The 16,716-nt window shown below is 68.1% G+C and carries 19 protein-coding genes and 2 pseudogenes; 6 read left to right on the top strand and 15 right to left on the bottom strand.

Annotation, left to right across the window (positions count from 1 at the left end; genetic code table 11):
* Window positions 1-411: 411 nt before the first annotated feature.
* Together IQ210_RS24365 and IQ210_RS24370 are read right to left on the bottom strand one after the other, a co-directional pair.
* Entirely contained in the window at window positions 412-1,737 is a 1,326-nt protein-coding gene (locus tag IQ210_RS24365) for a PhoH family protein (protein ID WP_194081237.1), read from the bottom strand.
* A 329-nt stretch (window positions 1,738-2,066) separates the two neighbouring features.
* Window positions 2,067-2,840 (bottom strand): isoprenyl transferase, encoded by a 774-nt coding sequence (locus IQ210_RS24370; protein ID WP_194081238.1) that lies wholly within the window; start codon window positions 2,838-2,840, stop codon window positions 2,067-2,069.
* A gap of 739 nt (window positions 2,841-3,579) precedes the next feature.
* Here IQ210_RS24370 and IQ210_RS24375 point away from each other — a divergent pair.
* Window positions 3,580-4,740, top strand: coding sequence for a winged helix DNA-binding domain-containing protein (locus IQ210_RS24375; protein ID WP_194081239.1), 1,161 nt, complete (start codon window positions 3,580-3,582; stop codon window positions 4,738-4,740).
* A gap of 56 nt (window positions 4,741-4,796) precedes the next feature.
* Here IQ210_RS24375 and IQ210_RS24380 read toward each other — a convergent pair whose 3' ends face one another.
* Entirely contained in the window at window positions 4,797-5,606 is an 810-nt protein-coding gene (locus IQ210_RS24380) for a methyltransferase domain-containing protein (protein WP_194081240.1), read from the bottom strand.
* A gap of 51 nt (window positions 5,607-5,657) precedes the next feature.
* On the opposite strand from IQ210_RS24380, the gene IQ210_RS24385 reads away from it, so the two are divergent.
* Window positions 5,658-6,185, top strand: a complete 528-nt coding sequence (locus tag IQ210_RS24385) for a DinB family protein (protein ID WP_228048300.1) — start codon at window positions 5,658-5,660, stop codon at window positions 6,183-6,185.
* Between the two features lie 65 nt (window positions 6,186-6,250).
* Here IQ210_RS24385 and IQ210_RS24390 read toward each other — a convergent pair whose 3' ends face one another.
* The 8 genes from IQ210_RS24390 to IQ210_RS24425 form a co-directional block, all read right to left on the bottom strand.
* On the bottom strand, window positions 6,251-6,754 hold the full coding sequence (locus tag IQ210_RS24390) for a GNAT family N-acetyltransferase (RefSeq protein ID WP_194081241.1): 504 nt from the start codon (window positions 6,752-6,754) through the stop codon (window positions 6,251-6,253).
* A 1-nt stretch (window position 6,755) separates the two neighbouring features.
* Window positions 6,756-7,643: an LLM class flavin-dependent oxidoreductase gene (locus tag IQ210_RS24395; RefSeq protein ID WP_194081242.1), complete on the bottom strand. Its 888-nt coding sequence runs from the start codon at window positions 7,641-7,643 to the stop codon at window positions 6,756-6,758.
* A gap of 10 nt (window positions 7,644-7,653) precedes the next feature.
* The gene (locus tag IQ210_RS24400) at window positions 7,654-8,367 is read right to left on the bottom strand and encodes a hypothetical protein (protein ID WP_194081243.1); all 714 of its coding nucleotides are present in this window, start codon (window positions 8,365-8,367) and stop codon (window positions 7,654-7,656) included.
* Between the two features lie 19 nt (window positions 8,368-8,386).
* Complete coding sequence (locus IQ210_RS24405; RefSeq protein ID WP_194081244.1) at window positions 8,387-8,980, bottom strand: hypothetical protein; 594 nt, start codon at window positions 8,978-8,980, stop codon at window positions 8,387-8,389.
* Window positions 8,981-9,070: 90 nt separating this feature from the next.
* Entirely contained in the window at window positions 9,071-10,435 is a 1,365-nt protein-coding gene (locus IQ210_RS24410) for a putative T7SS-secreted protein (RefSeq protein WP_194081245.1), read from the bottom strand.
* The gene (locus IQ210_RS24415) at window positions 10,432-10,707 is read right to left on the bottom strand and encodes a hypothetical protein (protein WP_228048301.1); all 276 of its coding nucleotides are present in this window, start codon (window positions 10,705-10,707) and stop codon (window positions 10,432-10,434) included. The genes IQ210_RS24410 and IQ210_RS24415 overlap by 4 nt, the downstream gene beginning before the upstream one ends.
* Before the next feature lie 168 nt (window positions 10,708-10,875).
* Window positions 10,876-11,907, bottom strand: a complete 1,032-nt coding sequence (locus IQ210_RS24420) for a hypothetical protein (RefSeq protein WP_194081247.1) — start codon at window positions 11,905-11,907, stop codon at window positions 10,876-10,878.
* Window positions 11,895-12,554 carry a hypothetical protein gene (locus tag IQ210_RS24425; RefSeq protein ID WP_194081566.1) on the bottom strand — a complete coding sequence of 220 codons (660 nt, stop codon included), beginning with the start codon at window positions 12,552-12,554 and terminating at the stop codon, window positions 11,895-11,897. Before IQ210_RS24425 ends, IQ210_RS24420 begins: the two co-directional genes overlap by 13 nt.
* A 332-nt stretch (window positions 12,555-12,886) precedes the next feature.
* Between IQ210_RS24425 and IQ210_RS24430 the strand changes: the two genes are divergently transcribed.
* The gene (locus IQ210_RS24430) at window positions 12,887-13,267 is read left to right on the top strand and encodes a DUF192 domain-containing protein (protein WP_194081248.1); all 381 of its coding nucleotides are present in this window, start codon (window positions 12,887-12,889) and stop codon (window positions 13,265-13,267) included.
* 24 nt (window positions 13,268-13,291) lie between these two features.
* On the opposite strand, the gene IQ210_RS24435 is transcribed toward IQ210_RS24430, so the two are convergent.
* The gene (locus IQ210_RS24435; RefSeq protein ID WP_194081249.1) at window positions 13,292-13,882 is read right to left on the bottom strand and encodes a hypothetical protein; all 591 of its coding nucleotides are present in this window, start codon (window positions 13,880-13,882) and stop codon (window positions 13,292-13,294) included.
* Between the two features lie 166 nt (window positions 13,883-14,048).
* Window positions 14,049-14,227: pseudogene (locus IQ210_RS24440) on the bottom strand (transcriptional regulator); the annotation flags it as partial.
* Between IQ210_RS24440 and IQ210_RS47295 the strand changes: the two are divergent.
* From IQ210_RS47295 to IQ210_RS24450, 3 genes and pseudogenes are all read left to right on the top strand, one after another.
* Window positions 14,228-14,408: pseudogene (locus IQ210_RS47295) on the top strand (ATP-binding protein); the annotation flags it as partial.
* Window positions 14,409-14,565: 157 nt separating this feature from the next.
* On the top strand, window positions 14,566-15,261 hold the full coding sequence (locus IQ210_RS24445) for a DUF4232 domain-containing protein (RefSeq protein ID WP_194081250.1): 696 nt from the start codon (window positions 14,566-14,568) through the stop codon (window positions 15,259-15,261).
* Window positions 15,262-15,325: 64 nt separating this feature from the next.
* Window positions 15,326-15,703: a nuclear transport factor 2 family protein gene (locus IQ210_RS24450; RefSeq protein WP_079308016.1), complete on the top strand. Its 378-nt coding sequence runs from the start codon at window positions 15,326-15,328 to the stop codon at window positions 15,701-15,703.
* 19 nt (window positions 15,704-15,722) lie between these two features.
* On the opposite strand, the gene IQ210_RS24455 is transcribed toward IQ210_RS24450, so the two are convergent.
* Both IQ210_RS24455 and IQ210_RS24460 read right to left on the bottom strand, forming a co-directional pair.
* Window positions 15,723-16,109: a hypothetical protein gene (locus tag IQ210_RS24455; protein WP_322656639.1), complete on the bottom strand. Its 387-nt coding sequence runs from the start codon at window positions 16,107-16,109 to the stop codon at window positions 15,723-15,725.
* Between the two features lie 17 nt (window positions 16,110-16,126).
* Complete coding sequence (locus IQ210_RS24460) at window positions 16,127-16,672, bottom strand: hypothetical protein (protein ID WP_194081251.1); 546 nt, start codon at window positions 16,670-16,672, stop codon at window positions 16,127-16,129.
* Window positions 16,673-16,716 lie beyond the last annotated feature (44 nt).

Genomic DNA, 16,716 nt, shown 5'->3' on the forward strand with positions numbered 1-16,716 from the left:
AATCGGACTCACACGGTTTCCTTCCAGCGTCGTCCGCTTCGGTGACCCTGGCGGACGCAATCTTGCCCCTGGCGCTGACCTCCCAACTGCTGGGTCACGGGAGGTACGGGCCCGGTGGGCAACTCCCGTGCGGGAGGCGCCGCGTGGTGCTCGGGCGGCATACGACGTCGACTATGGAGTTGAAGCTGGTGTTGCTGTGGTGCCGTACCGCTGGCGGTACAGGTGTGTCGTATGCGGGGCCTGACAGGAGTGAGACTCTGCCGTAACCGGACGCCGGGTGGCAATTCTGAGTTGCGTGTGAAAGCTCACATCCCGTTTGACCCCAGGGATTTTGAGAAACCGCAACATGCGAAGGCGCCGCCCGACTAGGCTCTAGGCCTTTTCGGACGGCGCCAACTGACGGGTACTACCTCAGATTTGGCCGTCTTCGAGCATTTCGGTCACAAGGGCGGCAATCTGGGACCTCTCGGACCGCGTCAGCGTGACGTGGGCGAAGAGGGGGTGTCCCTTCAGCTTCTCCACGACGGCGACGACACCGTCGTACCGCCCCACCCGCAGGTTGTCCCGCTGGGCCACGTCATGGGTGAGGACCACCCGCGAGTTGGCGCCGATCCGGGACAGCACGGTGAGAAGCACATTCCGTTCCAGCGACTGGGCCTCGTCCACGATCACGAACGCGTCGTGCAGCGAGCGGCCGCGGATGTGGGTGAGCGGCAGGACTTCCAGCATCCCGCGCGCGGTGACCTCCTCGATGACCTCGCGGCTGGTGACCGCGGACAGCGTGTCGAAGACCGCCTGCGCCCAGGGGCTCATCTTCTCGGCCTCGGAACCCGGCAGATAGCCGAGCTCCTGCCCGCCGACCGCGTACAGCGGACGGAAGACCATGACCTTCTGGTGCTGGCGGCGCTCCAACACCGCCTCCAGGCCCGCGCACAGCGCGAGCGCCGACTTGCCGGTGCCGGCCCGGCCGCCCATCGAGACGATGCCGACGTCCGGGTCGAGGAGCAGGTCCAGCGCGATACGTTGCTCCGCGCTGCGTCCCTTGATGCCGAACGCCTCCCGGTCGCCGCGCACCAGCCGGATGTTGCCCTCGGCGGTGACCCGGCCGAGCGCCTTGCCGCGCTCGGAGTGGATGGTCAGCCCGGTGTGCACGGGAAGGTCGGACGCCTCGGGCACATACACGTGCCCTTCCTCGAAGAGGACGTCCACCTGGTCGCCCGGCAGGGTCAGTTCGGACATTCCGGTCCAGCCGGAGGAGTCCGTGATGGCGAGTTCGGCGCGGTACTCCTCGGCGAGGAGACCGACCGAGGACGCCTTGATCCTGAGCGGGAGATCCTTCGACACGACGGTGACGTCGAACCCCTCGGCCTGCAGATTGCGGGCGACCGCGAGGATGCGGGAGTCGTTGTCCCCCAGGCGGTAGCCGGTCGGCAGAACGCTGGGGTCCGAGTGGTTGAGCTCGACACGGACGGTGCCGCCGAGTTCCCCGATCGGGATGGGGGCGTCGAGGCGACCGTGCCTGACCCGGAACTCGTCGAGCAGGCGCAGGGCCTGCCGGGCGAAGTAGCCGAGCTCGGGATGGTGCCGCTTGGCCTCCAACTCCGTCACCACGACGATGGGGAGCACGACCTCGTGCTCGTCGAAGCGGCTCAGGGCGTTCGGGTCGGCCAGCAGAACGCTGGTGTCGAGAACATAGGTGCGCCGGTCTGGCTTGTGGCGCTTTGTGCTGGTCACCACGGAAGGACGTACCCCCTCGGATGAGGTCGGGGAGCGACGGAGTGGAGCTGGACCGGTCGACGGCCCGTCTGCACGGGCCGGGAACCGGCCCTCCGCCTGTTCGTCCGTGCGGTCGCCGCACGATCGGGCTGGTGCAAAGGGCCTCCCGGGCGGACGGCCCCGTGCCGTCCGCTGAGGATCCGACACCCGTGGTTCGGGTGTCGACCTGCTTGGCTTATGCCCTCGAACATGCGGTGCCATGCCAGCGCATATGACGGCGCGCTGGTGAACTCTCTGTTACTTCCGTCCCAAACGGGGTACTCGGCGCACTCCTCGGGGGAGTGCGTGTGTCAGCCGCCGTAACGCCGGTGGCGGGCCGCGTAGTCGCGCAGGGCGCGCAGGAAGTCGACCTTGCGGAAGGCCGGCCAGAAGACCTCACAGAAGTAGTACTCGGAGTGGGCCGTCTGCCACAGCATGAATCCGGACAGCCGCTGTTCGCCGCTGGTGCGGATGACGAGGTCGGGATCGGGCTGGTCGCCGGTGTAGAGGTGGCGGCCGATCGCGTCGATGGTGACGGACTCGGCGAGCTCCTCCAGCGAGGTGCCCTTGTCGGCGGCGTCGAGCATCATCGAGCGCATCGCGTCGACGATCTCCTGGCGGCCGCCGTAGCCGATGGCGACGTTGACGAGTATCCCGTCGACGTGGGCGGTGGTCTCCTCGGCTTCCTTCAGCGCCGTCTGCATCTGGGAGGGCAGCAGGTCGGGGGTTCCGACGTGGTGCACCCGCCAGCGTCCGTCGGCCGCGAGCGTGCGTACGACGTCCTCGATGATGCCGAGCAGCGGCCCGAGTTCCTCCTGCGCCCGGTCGAAGTTGTCCGTCGACAGCAGCCACAGCGTGACGACCTCGACGTCCGTCTCGGAGCACCAGCCGAGGAATTCCTCGATCTTCTCGGCACCCGCCCGGTGACCGTGCACGGTGGTGGAGCCGGAGGCCTTCGCCCAGCGGCGGTTGCCGTCCATGATGACGCCGATGTGCTTGGGCACCTGAGCGTGGTCCAGGTGGCCTTCCACCCGGCGTGCGTAGAGCCTGACCAGCAGGCCGCGCAGCTTGTCGCGCAGGTTCACGTGATTGTCAGCCCCTCCGTACAGATACGGTCCCCGCGCGCGGAAGCCTACCGGGGTGACGGAGGGAGGCTTGAGCGTGGGTCGAATGCGGGGGCGGGCGAGGGGGCCGGCGGGGCTCGCGGCAGGGGCGTCGAGACATGAAAAACGGGCCGGTCCGTGGGGGGGAGACGGACCGGCCCGAGGGGGGGTTTCCACCATAACCCTTCGTAAGTGATGCTGCGTGCATCGGCGTGCCACAACTACTCTCCGGAGTCATGCGGCGACGGCCCGCTGGGCGCGAAACGCCCCATTCACGGCGGGCTCATGGCCGGAACACAGCGGATTCCCAGGGCAAACGTGTGAGTCGCGGTGAGATCCAGAGGGCCCAGGACACTTCCGACGCCACGCCGACGCGTCACCTTCGCATCCCCCACCCGAGTGACCCCACCCTCGCGCACCCCCTTGACGCGCCCGGTCAACCCCCACGAGCTGCAAGGCAGGGCACCGCGCAGCCCCCTCCGCCGCGCGGTGCCGCCCGCGCAGCTTTGCTCACGCGAATTACCTTGGTCTGAACTTACGTGAGACGAAGGTAAGAAGCGAGCTGACGGTGATAACGATGTGGAAACCTCCTGAATCCCATGGAAGCGAAGGGGGAATGGGGACTCGATGCACCGATTGCCCGATTTGCGATCCTGTCACCCCGAAGACCACTCGCCCCCTTAGGACACCTTCTGACCTCTATCGGCCCTAGCGTCGGCTCATGACGACGAGCATCACGTGGGACCAGGCGAACGCGCGCCGACTCGACCGGCAGTTCTTGGCCACTTCCGCGCCGGAGGGCGTCCCGGCCGCCGAGGTGGTCGCCGCGATGCTCGGGGCGCACGCGCAGGTGATGTCCGCGGCCGAGCTCTCGGTGGGGGTGCGCGGCGACACCCTGACCCGGGCGGACGTGCGCAAGGCGCTGTGGGAGGACCGCACGCTGGTGAAGATGCACGGCCCACGCGGCACCGTCCACCTCCTCCCCGCCGAAGAACTCCCCCTCTGGTGCGCCGCCCTGTCCGCCGTACCGTCCGGAACGAGCGGCCAGGCCGCCGACGTACGGGTGACCGAGCGGCAGGCCGACGAGATCGTGGCGGCGATCGCGGACGCCCTGGACGGCGTGCACCTCACCATCGACGAACTGAGCGAGGAGGTCGTCGCCCGCACCGGCCCCTGGGCCGGCGACCTCGTGATGCCGGCGTTCCAGACGCTCTGGCCACGCTGGCGCCAGGTGCTGCACCGAGCCGGTCAGTCCGGCGCCCTGTGCTTCGGCCCGAACCGCGGCCGCAAGGTGACGTACACCCGCCCGCCCCTTTTCGACCCGCTGCCGCAGGAAGAGGCGGTACGTGAACTCGTACGCCGCTATCTGCACGCCTACGGCCCCTCCACACCGGCCTGGTTCGCCAAGTGGCTGGCGGCGCCCGGGGGTTGGGCGGCGAAGCTGTTCGGCCGGCTGGCGGAGGCGGGGGAGATCGAGAAGGTCGGGTTCGAGGGGGCGGGAGACGCGTGGGTGGCCGCTGGGGACTTGGCGTTCCCGGCCGACAGGCGAGTGCGTGGGGTGCGGCTGCTGCCCTACTTCGACGCGTACGGCATCGCCGCGCAACCCCGGGAACGGCTGTTCCCCGGCGACGCGTACCGCAGGGCGCTGGCGGGCGGCCAGGCCGGCAACTACCCGGTGCTGCTGGTGGACGGTGTGGTGACCGGGGTCTGGCATCAGCGGCGCCAGGGGCGGCGTACGACGGTGACGGTGGAGCCGCTGGTGCGGCTGACGGCCCGTCAGGAACGGGAGTTGGGTGAGCGGGTGGAGCGGGTGGGGGCGGTGCTGGAGGCGGAGCGGGCGGAGTTGGTGGTGGGGGCGGTGACGACGGGTCCGCACGCGTGACGCGTCAGGCCGGGTGGTGGGGCTTGCGGGCCTGACGGGTCCGCACGCGTGACGCGTCAGGCCGGGTGGTGGGGCTTGCGGGCCTCGAAGAGGTGGCGGGTGCTGTGGGCGACGAAGGGCCCCTCGGCCTCGATCCGCTCGTGCAGGGACCGGAGTTGGGGCTCGTACTTCTCGACGGTGAAGTCCGGGACCATCCACACCACCTTGCGCAGGAAGTGGACGACGGCGGCGATGTCGTAGAACTCCATCCGGAGCCGTTCTGAGCGCAGGTCGACAATCTCGAGACCGGCGGCCTCGGCCCCGGCGCGCTCCCGCTCGGGAAGGCGGGCGGCGCTCTGCTCCTCCGGCAGCGGCCCGAGGAAGTGCTCGACGAGCTCGAACGCGCTGCGAGCGCCCACGTGTTGGGCGAAATAGGTCCCGCCGGGCCGCAGTACGCGCGCGATCTCGGGCCAGTTGGGGCTCACCGGATGCCGGCTGCTGACCAGGTCGAAGGCCTCGTCCGCGAACGGCAGCGGCGCGTCCTCGGGCGCGGCGACGACGGCGACGCCGCGGGGGCGGAGCAGGGCGGTGGCCTTGGCTACGTTCGGCGGCCAGCCCTCGGTGGCGACGGCGAGGACGGGAGCCTTCGGCTCGACCTGGGCGAGGGCGAAGTCGAGCACCTCTCCTCCCCCGGTCTGGATGTCGAGGGCGGCGGTCGCGCCGGCGAGCCGGGCTGCCATGGCGGTGGCGTACCCCCACGAGGGCCGCGCCTCGGTGGCCCGCCCCTCGAACCAGGAGAAGTCCCAGCCGGCGGTGGGGACGGCGGCGCCTTCGGCGAGGAGGTCGTCGAAGGTCCGGTGATCGTGGTGTCGAGGGGTGTCGGGCATGCGATCGATCGTCGCAGAGCGATGTCAGTGGGCGCTGCTAATTTTTCCGGCATGACGAATGCTGAGGTCACGGAGGACAGGGCGGCCGGCATGCCGTACCGCGGCAGCGAGAAGGAGACGCTGCGGGCGAGCCTGGACCGGCATCGGGACGCGGTGCTGTGGAAGCTGGAGGGACTGGACGACGAGCAGCTGCGCCGCCCGATGACCCCGTCCGGCACGAGTCTGCTGGGCCTGGTCAAGCATCTGGGATCGGTGGAGTACGGCTGGTTCGCGGAGACCTTCGGCGGCGAGGTCGAGGAGTTCTGGTTCGACCCCGACACGGACGAGGACATGCGGGCCGACCAGGGCGAGACGACGGCGCAGATCGTCGAGTTCTACGGCCGCGCGAGAGCGGCGGCGGATGCGGTGATCGCGCGGGTGCCACTGGAGGGGCTGGGCCGCCCGTCGTGGCGTGACCACGAAGTGTCCCTGCGCTGGGTCCTGGTCCACATGATCGAGGAGACGGCTCGGCATGCGGGACACATGGATGTGGTGCGGGAGTTGATCGACGGGGCTACGGGGGATCATCGGCCGGGGTGACGGGTCTGGTCTGGTGGGGGGTGGGGGTGACGGGCTGGCCTGTGGCCGGGGGGTGACAGGTCGGCCTACGGCGTGGGCGGCAGGTCGGCCTGTGGCGTGGGCGGCAGGACGAGGAGGGTGTGTTCGTCGTCGCCGTGGCGGAGGGTGCCGGCGTGCTGGAAGCCGAGCTTCTCGAGGAGCCGTACGGAGGCGGTGTTGCCGTTGAAGGGGTCGGCGTACAGCGGCCGCACGGGTTCCTCGTCATCTAGATAGCGCCGCAGGGCGGCGGTGCCGATCCCCTTCCCCCAGTACGGCCGCCCGAGCCAGTACCCGAGAAACCGCCGCTCGCCCTCCCACCAGCTGACGACATGACCGGCGGGCTGACCGCCCACGGTGACGGTACGGACGAGACAGGTCTCGTCTCCGAGGACGCTGTCGCGCCAGTGGGCCATGAACCGGTCGCGGGGCCGGGGTGTGAACCGGGACCGCCGTAGGGCCTCGCCGTCGTGCTCGAAGGCGAGGAACGCTTCGAGGTCGGTGTCACGGACGCCCCGCAACCGGACTGTGAGGGTGTCGTCCGGGTAGCTCATGTCACGGCACGAGGGGCCGGACCTCCTCGGCGGCGAACCGTACGAAGCCTTCCGGATCGGGTTCGTCGCCGGTCGGTTGCAGAATGACGGCGTCGGCACCGGCCTCAGCGAGCCGCTGAACGGCTTTGGCGACGGCGCCGGCGTCACCCGCGACACCGAGGTCGGGCACGTCTTGGAGCCCTTCGTCGACGAGCTCGGCGTGCAGACGCCGGGCGGCGTCGGGCCCGGTGGCGGTGAGGAGATAGACGACGACGCGATGGGACTCGGGGAGGTTCACCCCGCTGCGCAGGGCAGCCTCCCGCCCCTCATCGATGAGTTGCCGTGCCCGTCGTACGCCGTCGGCGGTGGTGGAGGCGGTGAGGATGGTGCCGTCGGCGGCTTCGCCGGTGAGGCGCAGGGTACGGGGGCCGGTGGCGCCGGCGAGGACGGGTACGGGGGTGGCGGGCGGCCAGTCAAGACCGACGTCGTCGAGCCGCACGTACCGCCCGTCGCAGGTGACGCGTTCCCCCCTCAACAACGCCCGCAGCGCGACGAGATGCTCCCGCAGCAGCGTCACCGGCGACTCGACCCGCGCCCCGACCTGCCCCATCCAGTCCTGCACCCCATGCCCGACCCCGACGACGGCCCGCCCCGGGAACATCCGGTGCAGCGAGGCGACTTCCATGGCGGCGATGGCAACGTTCCGCAACGGCACGGGAAGCAGCCCGACCCCGACCTTGACCCGCTCGCTCCAGGCGAGCGCGGCGGCGGCGGTGGAGATACCGCCCTCTCTGAAGCAGTCCTCCCAGAGCCAGAGCTCTTCGAGGCCCGAATCGTCGGCGAGGCGGGCGATGTCGCGGAGGCGTTCGGGGGGTAGTTGGGGACGGAAGACTGCGCCGAGGTCGGTCATGGTGGTCTTCCTACCCATGGGGTGGACGGCGGGCAACCTCTTTACGGGCCGCCGGTCCGATCTCGGCCGGAGGCTCGAATCGAACCGTCTCCGCGATCTGCCTGAGGATGACGCGGTACTCACTCCGACGCGCGACAGCCGTCGTGCTGAGGGTGAGCACGGCCAGGCGCTTACAGTCGGGGTGGGGCAGATACGCATGAACCTGCAGCAGAGGCTGCTGTGGGAGCCTCTCCGCGGCCGTCGACCTCAGCGTTCGCTCGCTCAAGGCTGCTGGTCCGCAGGGCAGTTCGAGGCACTCGATGTGAGTGTGACCGGCGGCCGATGTGACCGCCCGGGCGGCGGTGACACCACGCGGAGCGACATTGGAGTCGCACCAGGAGATGGTGAAGAAGGAGAACAGAAGGCGGCGGCCACCTGCGCCTGCCTCCTCCACATCGTCACGGTGGAGGCCGACGGCACAGTGCACCGTCCCGGCATCGCGGAGTGCGGCCAGCGCCTGCTGCCCCGACGCGATGTGGGCGATGAACTGTTGGCGGGCCACGTCGTCGGGTGCTGAGCTCAGCAGCGGAGCGGCTGCTTCCCGTAGGGCGTCGGCGGCCGCCGAGTCCGGTGTCGGGAGCAGGGCGTCCACAGGCAGGGTGGTGAAGCCGGCGGGCTCGGCGAACCAGAGTTCCGCAAGAGGGTCGTTGAGGGAGTCGTCGAGAAGGATCGTGGGGGTCGTCACAGCGCGTCGCTCCGTACGGTCAAGGGTGGGCCGGTGTCACACCTGCCTGTCTGCCACGCTCGATGTCCACCGGTGTGGCACCCCAGTCCGCGAAGCGTTGCCCACTGCGGACATCGGTCTTCTGCTCGACGATGTGCAGCCGGCGAGGAGCCGTCCCCTCTGCGGTAGGCGCCCCGATCAGCCCGACGAAGCGCGGATCGCCCGCAAACCAGACCGTTTCGATCTCGGCCTTGAGCTGAGGTTTCGCGCGAGGCGCCATACGACGGCTCCACCACTCGGTGCGCAGATGTTCGGCGAAGACAAGCGGCAACTGCTGATCCGTACGGGCAGGGTTGGGAAGCTCGAACCATCCGTACTGGCGGCCGACAACTTCTGGCCGCTTGGTCAGCCCGTGCGGAATATCGGGAACGACCTGCCACGGGTACGTGCGCAGGATCCGGCGCATCCACAGTGCTGCTCCGAAGTAGTGGTATTGGGTCACGGTCCGGTACGCCCCGTAGACGAAGTACGGCATGCAGATCCAGACGACCCAGTCCGGAGTGTGAAGGGACACGCCGAGGAGGACGATCCAACCGCCAATCCAGCCGACCAGACCGATGACGTTCATGATCATGTGCCGTGCCCAGGCACGACGCGTAGGCGGGTGGGCCCACGCAGTGGGATGGTGAGCGGGGTTCATCGAGTTCTTCCCTCCTGTGGAACCTCAGAAGACATGAGTGGCCAGCTTGAAGATTCCGGCGTTGTCGAGGACGAGACGCGTACCGTCGATGCCTGCGACCGATCCGTCCTTGATGTCACTGGCGTCGGCGTCGACCAGTTTGTTGTGAAGGCCGAATCCGCCGGTGCCGACACCGGTCAGCCCCGAGGCGCCCTCGATCACGCGGGCCGCCTTCTCGGGGTCGCTGCAGCCGCGGACAGCTCTAGCGATCAACGGATTGCCCAGTTCGGAGATGATCCGCGTCTGTTCGACGGTCTTCGACCCGTACGTCGCTGCCTTCTCCCAGAAGCCAAGACTTTGAGCGCCCGACCGAATCGCCTGCGTCGCCTCCGCACCTCCCTTGACCACCGCGCCCAGACCGGGAAGCGCCCCGGCAAGATCCGCCCCCACCGATACCGTGTTGCTCCAGAAGTCGGCGTCCAGTTCGCCTTTGGTCACCCCGTCCCAGAGCGAGGCGCGCACCTCCGGATCCGAGCCCCTCAGTGCAAAGGCCGCCAGGCTGACTGCCGACGATGTGAGCATGAGCATTGCGATGGTGGCCATCGTCCAGCCAAGAGGTCCGGAGAGCAGTAGCACCGCCACCGCGATCGCTCCAGCCACGAAGCTCAGGATGTCCGGCAGGTTGTCGCTCAGCCAGTCGAGGGCCTCGTCGAACCAACCCGGTTCGTGTGGGACCAGCTTCTTCGTCGCGTCGCGGATCTTGCCCGCGCGACGCTTGGCCGTGCTCTCGTGTTCCTCGGCGAGCTTCTTCGCCCTGCCGATGACTTTGTCGAGTTCGGCCTGGGCCTCTTTGACGTCGCTGTTGGCGTGGGTCAGTGTCTTCTGTGCGGCATCGCTGTCGGCCCCCTTCCCCCTCAGGTGGGGGTCGTCCGCCGCTTCAGCCGCCCGTCCTTCCGCCCGGTCGACCGCCGCCCGGGCGTCCTTCGCGTCCTCTTCGAGCTTCCTGGCCCGCCGCTGGTAGTCGTCCAGCTCGCCTTCCCAGCTAACGAGCTGCTTGGCCGCCTTGCGGATCGAATGGGCGGCGTTCTTCAGGTTCAACGGCAGTGGGCCGCCGTCAAGTTGTTCACGGAACGCGACCGCCGCGTCGCCCTTCCAGTAGCTGCCGTCGAGCAGCTTGGTCACCAAGTCATGGGCGCCTTCGAGGGTCTTGGCGCAGTCGTTGAGCTTTTTGTGCAGTCCCCGGACGGTCTCCGTGTCACCCGGTACCGGGTTGAAGCCCAAGTGCGGGTAGTGCGGGTTCGGGACGGGAGACGTCGTCTGCAGGCCCTGGGGCTTCCTGAGGTCGTCGTCGTGCCGGCGGTAGCGGGAGTCGGTCGAGCGGGGTCGCTCGACACCTGGCGTGAGGGTCACTTCCCGCCCCCGCGCTTCGCTTCCCGGGCGGCCTTCTCCAGCGCCGCTTCCAGCGCCTTGTCCACCTCGCGATAGCTGTCCCTGCTCTTGCCGATGATCTCGGCGAGGTCCTCCGTCTGCTTGCCGATCTCCTCGGCGCCGTACTTCCACTCGTCCTGGAAGTCCTCGCACGCGGAGTCGAGATCGTCCGTGCCGAGGCCTCGGACGCCGGCGTCCGACAGTGCCTTGCGGACCCCGGCGAGCTTGTTCGTCGACTTTCTCAACTTCCCCATGAAGTCGGAGAGTTCATCACCGTCAACGGCCAGCCGACCCGCCATGCGCTCGCTCCCCGCTCTCACCGTGTGCGCGAGTGACGGACTCTATCCACGCCGCCCGCACGACAAGTCGGGCGATCACTCTCCCGTGGGGAGTGATCGCCCGACCGTGGGACGTCGTGATCGTCAGCGGTTGACGGCCTGGATCTCCTGTACGACGACATCCTGCGTCGCGCCGAAGTTGCCGTCGGGCAGGTCGCCGCCCGCGCCGTCGGTGCCGGTCCAGTGGATTTCCCAGGTGACCGTTGCCCGGAGGGGGAAGGTGGCGTCGCCCGAGGAGCGCAGGTACTTCACTCCGCAGGCCGGTGTCTCGTCGGCCTTGCCCTTGGCGTACGGCTCACCGATACGGCCGTTGTTGATCTCGCAGACGCCGGAGGCCGGGTAGGTGACGGCGTCGGCGGTTCCGGGCTCGATCTTCAGCGACACCGGTTCGGCGGTCGCGGTCGCCGAGACGTTGATCGCCGGGACGGTGGCCGTCACTGAGACCGGCTTGAAGGCGGCGCCGTCGAGCCAGGCCCAGGTCGGGAGGTTGACCTTGGTCGCCTCTGCGGGGGCCAGGGTGACCTTGGTGCCGGGGACGCGGATCTCGTTGTAGGCGAGTTCGGCGAGGACCTCAGGGGTGACGGCGTTCTCGTACTCGGCGGGCGGGGCGTCGCCCGTGTCCACCCAGAAGGGGCCCTTGTCGCAGGAGTCCCAGCCCGGGGGGTAGCTCTTGTCGACGTACGAGTCCCACCAATAGCCCTTGCCGGTCTTGTCCTTGTTGAAGCCCTTTTCCTCGTCGTCCGCGTTGTACTTCTTCCGCTGCGCGGCGTCCCACTCGTAGCCGGTCGACTCGGCTTCCCAGATCGGCTCGAGCGTCTTCTGCAGCTGCTCCGGGGTGTACTTCGGGGCGTACCAGCAAGGGGGCGGGGTCCAGGAGGTGCTCGACGTGAGGGCGCCGGTGGAGGTGCCGCTGCCGTTCTTGGAACGATCGAAGACGACGCCGCCGGCGGTCACACTGAGGGTGCCATCGTCGTTGGCATTGGCGCCGGTATTCGCGCCGTCGCCGTTCTCTCCGTATTTGCCACGGCCGGCATAGGCCGTCTGGGACGCGAGAAGCGAGAAACCTATGATCGCCAGAGCTGTTGCAGCCCTCGCCACTTTCCTTACGGCTGGCACGCCTTGTTCCCCCTGTTCGAGGCGATGTTGCTGGTCTGCCAGACTCCCTCGGCATTCTTGGTGAGGCTGGCGTTGTACAGCACGTAGGAGCTGTCGTCGCTCGGCGTCTTGTCGACCTTGTTGGTCTTCCGGTCCTTGATGAACGACTTGCTCTCGTCGGAGCAGTAGGTCACATAGGCCTTGTTCGCTCCCGAGAGCGTCACCTTGTAATTGAAGTACCGGGTCTCCCCGGTCCAGGAGTCACCGCCGTCGATGTATCGCTGCACGTAGGTGATCGACGACTCCAGCGCCTTGCCCGTGTTGTAGAAGCCGAGCGCCTTCGTGCCCGTGCTCGCTTCGAAGATGGCCTCGTCCACGGAGTTGACGCTCAGCGTGCTGTCGGCGAGAGCCGCGTCCTTCGCCGCGTTGCCGGTCTTCTCGTACTCGAAGACGTTCTTGGCGTCGGACGGGAACGTGATCTTCGGGCGGCCGGAGGTGTCCGACTCGCTCGGGCTCGGCGACGCCGACTTGTCGTTGCCGGTGTCGGCTCCCGCGATCTTGTCGTTGTCGTTCTTGGAGCTGTCATCGCTCCCGCACGCGGACAGCGTCAGGGCCGCTGCGGCGGTCAGCGTGAGCGCTGCGATCAGGGTGGGGCGGCGATTCACGATCGGCTCCTGGTGAGGCGAGGCTTCTCTTGAGCGAACCAACGCTATCCAGCGGGGTGGGGCGACACCAGGGTGAAGCGGCCCACTCAGTGGTGCGAAAGGGGCCAAATTGGCTGCACCCAGGCTCGATTGAGCGGTCACGGTTCCGTAACGTGCGACGAACCGGTTGTTCCACTTATGAATGAGCAAAGGAGGAAGTGGCGAGGTCGCCTTGCGTCTCTGGCCTTCTCTTGGGGCGAGCGTTCACTTCGGCTCCCTGGGATGTGTGTTCTCTTGGGTGGAGTGACGCTGTCCAGGGCACGTCAGTTGCAGGGTGTGAAGAGAGGGGCCCGGGTATGGGGCGGCGGTTGCGGGATGGGCGCGGGTTGTTGGTTGTGCGGGGGGAGGTGGGGGGTGTCTCTGTTCCCCTGGAGATCGCCACCTCCTATCGGGCCCGCACAAAAGGGCTGTTGGGGAGGGACGGGGTTGACGGGGCGATTCTGTTGTCGCCTGCCAACAGCGTGCACACCTTTCGGATGCGGATTCCGATCGACGTCGCCTATCTCGATCGCGATCTCGTCGTCATCGCCGTACGGACCATGAAACCCGGGCGGTTGGGGATGCCGCGGGTGCGGGCTCGGCATGTTGTTGAAGCCGAGGCCGGTGCCATGGTCGGGTGGGGGTTGCGGGGTGGGGTGCGGGTGGAGGTCCTGGCGGAGGGGGATGCCGTCGAGTAGGGGTGCGCCGGCCGAGACCGGCCGTCACCAACCCAGCTGTGCCTCGCCCAGCACCTCGCTGCCGATGTAGGCCGCCAGCTTCCGTGCCCTCGGCAGGTCTCCCCACTTGTCCACGTGTACGAAGAGGGTGTGGTCCTCCGACCCTGTGCCCCATTGCGCGTGGTCGCCGTGGAAGACGAGCTGGACGCCGTCGTATTTCGGCGAGCCCTGGTGATCCGTCTCCGGGTCCTTCGGCCACGTGCCGTGCCATTCGATGGCTGCCATTCCGGTGCCTACGGCCGCCACGAAGAGGTCCTCCACCTCACCCCGCGGAAACTCCTCCGAGATCTCCAACGGCAACGCCGCTTCCAGCGTGGCATCGTCCGCTGTCGTCACGTCCGCCTCGAAGAAGAGGTAGTCGCCGGTGGTCGGGTCCTTGCGGGTGGTCGCGTAGTCGTACGGGCCCTGCGGGAGGACCTTCGCCATCCCGCGCACCTCCGCCACCGTGTGCAGCTCCGCCATCAGCCACACCTCGGCCTCGACCGACTCCAGCAGCTCTACCAGGCGCTTGGCCTGTGTGTATGCCAGCGCCGCGTCGGGGGTGCGGAGGATCGGGTATGCCCTGGAGTTGCCCATGGGGGGAGAGTCACATGCCGTTGCGGCGCGCCGCCAACGGATATCGGCAGTCCCGATTCAATGCGAGGCGCCAGCCTTGAGGGCCTCTATGAAGAGGGTGAAGGTGGGGGTGGGGATGGTGAGCGTGGCTCGGGTGACGACTTGCGCCAGTTGTCCATGGGACGCCTCATAGTTCCTTCGCCAGCCGGTTGATGAACTCACGCGACCGTTCGGGGCGAGCGAAACACCTTCCACCTTACGGAAGCGAGTTCGAAAGGCGCCCAGTTGTGCCTCGCAGTCGATGAAGGCCGAGCCGTGGGGTACATCGCGCACCACGGTGTCCAGCTTCCGGACCGGGCCACCGACTTGCGGATCCGGGCGTGGGAAGCGGACCCACAACCGCCGGAGTCTGTCAGCGAGTTGGGGCTCGGCGAGGAGGGACGGGGCTCGTGCTGATTCGGGCCTGTGCCGATCTGTGGGGTGGCAGCCCCTGTCGAGGGACGGGCGGAGTGGGAAGTACGTGTGGTGTGAGTTGGCTGCCGCTTGAGCCGCCTTCTGGCCGCTGAGCAGGCGAAACGGAAGCGTCCCGGCCGTGTCCTTGATCCGTAACGATCGCGGAGGGTGTCTGGATCGGTGCGGTCCGCTGTGCAGAATTCAGAGCGCCGGTTCAGACAAGTCCAGTCCACATCACTCGGGGGAACACCATGGGCGCTGCCCGCACCAGACTCAAGACGTACACCCTCGGCGCCGCGGCCGTCGTCGCGCTGCTGGCCTCCACTGCGTGTGAGGCGGGCGGGGGTACGGGTGACGCTGCGGCGAGCGCTACGCCGTCCAGCTCGTCCAGTGCCTCCGGTGCATCCGGTGCGTCCAGCAGCACTCCCAGCGCTCCCGGTACCGTCACTCCCGGCTCCGACGACGAGAACGCCGGCGAGAGCACCGGTGAGGAAGCCAGGCCCTGCACCGACTCCGACGTCTCCGTCGTCACCAAGGTCTACCCGCACGACGAAGCCCGGCATCTGCTGCTCACAGCCACGAACACCAGTGACTCGACGTGCACGTTGTACCTCTACCCGAACGTGTCCTTCGGTGACGGTGCCGTGGAGCAGATCGGTCAGATGGAGTCCAAGCCGAAGAAGCTTGCGACGGTCGCGCCGGGTGGGAAGGGGTACGCGGGGCTGCTGCTCTGGCGGGCGGGCGAGGAGACGACCGCCGTGAAGTCGATGACGATCGGCTTCGTGGACATCGAGAACGTCGAGGCGGGGGTCGCGCAGCTCGCCGTCGAGTTCCCGGACGGCACCGACTTCCTGAACGTCGGCGATCCCGCCGTCAGCGCCACGCCTCAGGTCACCTACTGGAACACCGACCTCGCCGCGACCGAGAAGTTCATGTTCGCCCGGTGATGGAAACGGGCGTGCTCGCGCGACCACGCAGAAGCCCCGTACACCGGCTGGTATTACTTGGTGCATGCAGGAAGAGACGGCGCGGTCCGCGATCGACACGTTCATCTCCGCCTTCAACGCCTCGGACGACGCGTATGTGACGTCGCTGCTGTCCCAGGCCCTGACCTCGGACGTGGTCTTCTGGGGGCCGTTGGGGCGGAGCGAGGGGATCGAGGCGGTCGAGCGGTTCGTGCTGGACATCCGGCGGCATCCGGCGGGGGCGGGCACGATGGTGCGCTGCTCTGCGGTGGACATGCCCGATGAGTGGGCGCGGTACGAGTGGGTCTTCACCACCCCGGACGGCGGTCCGCGCCTCGCGGGAACGGACGTCGTCCATCTGCGCCGTAGCCTCATCGACCAGATCATCGTCTTCGCCGGGGAGATCAAGCCGTCGGGCGCCTGAGCAACACCGGTCGCCAGATTCAGAATCGGGAGATGCCGGGCGGTCCGCTCACCACTTCGATCGATCCCCAGTCCCCTTCCACATGGAAGGCCGCGCCGTCCCAGTAGAGGGCGTCGATCCCGCCGTAGTCCGTCTCGCCGGAGGCATCCACAGCGGGTGGCGTTCCCTGATCGGTCCAGGTGAGGCTGCGGACGTCCGGAAAGTCGATCCTGGCTCGCGCGTAGCAGTTCTGTTCGCCGGGGGCGGGTGGACGGTAGGCCGGGTGCTCCGGGGTCAGGACCAGTTCCACGTCCAGGGTGAGCCGACCCGGGGCGGCCTTCAGGTCCAGGACGAAGCTGTTCTCAAGGTGCACTCCCTCGAATCCGCTCAGTTGCGGGTAGTCGACCCTGAATCCATATGTGCTCACGGCTGGTCACAGCCCCCTCAAGTGCCCAGGGTCGTCCCGAACATGGTGAGGGGCGGCTCCACTCGTCCCACCGCTTGCGCCAGTTGGAGGTGCCGGGCCGCCACCTCCGGACGTACGCCCAGGAGATCCGGCCACTCGTCCCACCGCACACCCGCCCCGGTCACCAGGCCGTCCCAGTCCACGTCCTCCGTGATCCCGCGGCGGTCAAGCACAAAGCCGATCGTGTCCTCCCTGTCCGACACGACGGCCTGCCAGGCGGCATGGATCACTGCCTCCCTCTCCTTCGCGGTCATACCGTCGAGGCCGAACTCGACGACCACTTCATCGCCACCCGGCTTGAGGAGCCGGTCGAATCTGCGGACTCTCGTGAACACATCCGTGTCGCCGTCCAGCCACAACTGGAAGTTGGCCTCATCGACCGAACGCAGTGCCAGGCCGGTGAACAAGTCCGAGCGTCCGACCGGGATCTGCTCCCCCCATGACTCGGGCCCGTTGGTGATCGTCGTGATGACGCCGGTCGACGGGTTGGCCAGTGTGATCCCGGCGGCTTCGAAGGTGGCCACGAGGTGCTTCGCACTGTCTGCGGACCACGCCCCCCGGTACCAGT

The sequence above is a fragment of the Streptomyces justiciae genome, from assembly GCF_015163075.1.
Classification (GTDB): domain Bacteria; phylum Actinomycetota; class Actinomycetes; order Streptomycetales; family Streptomycetaceae; genus Streptomyces; species Streptomyces justiciae.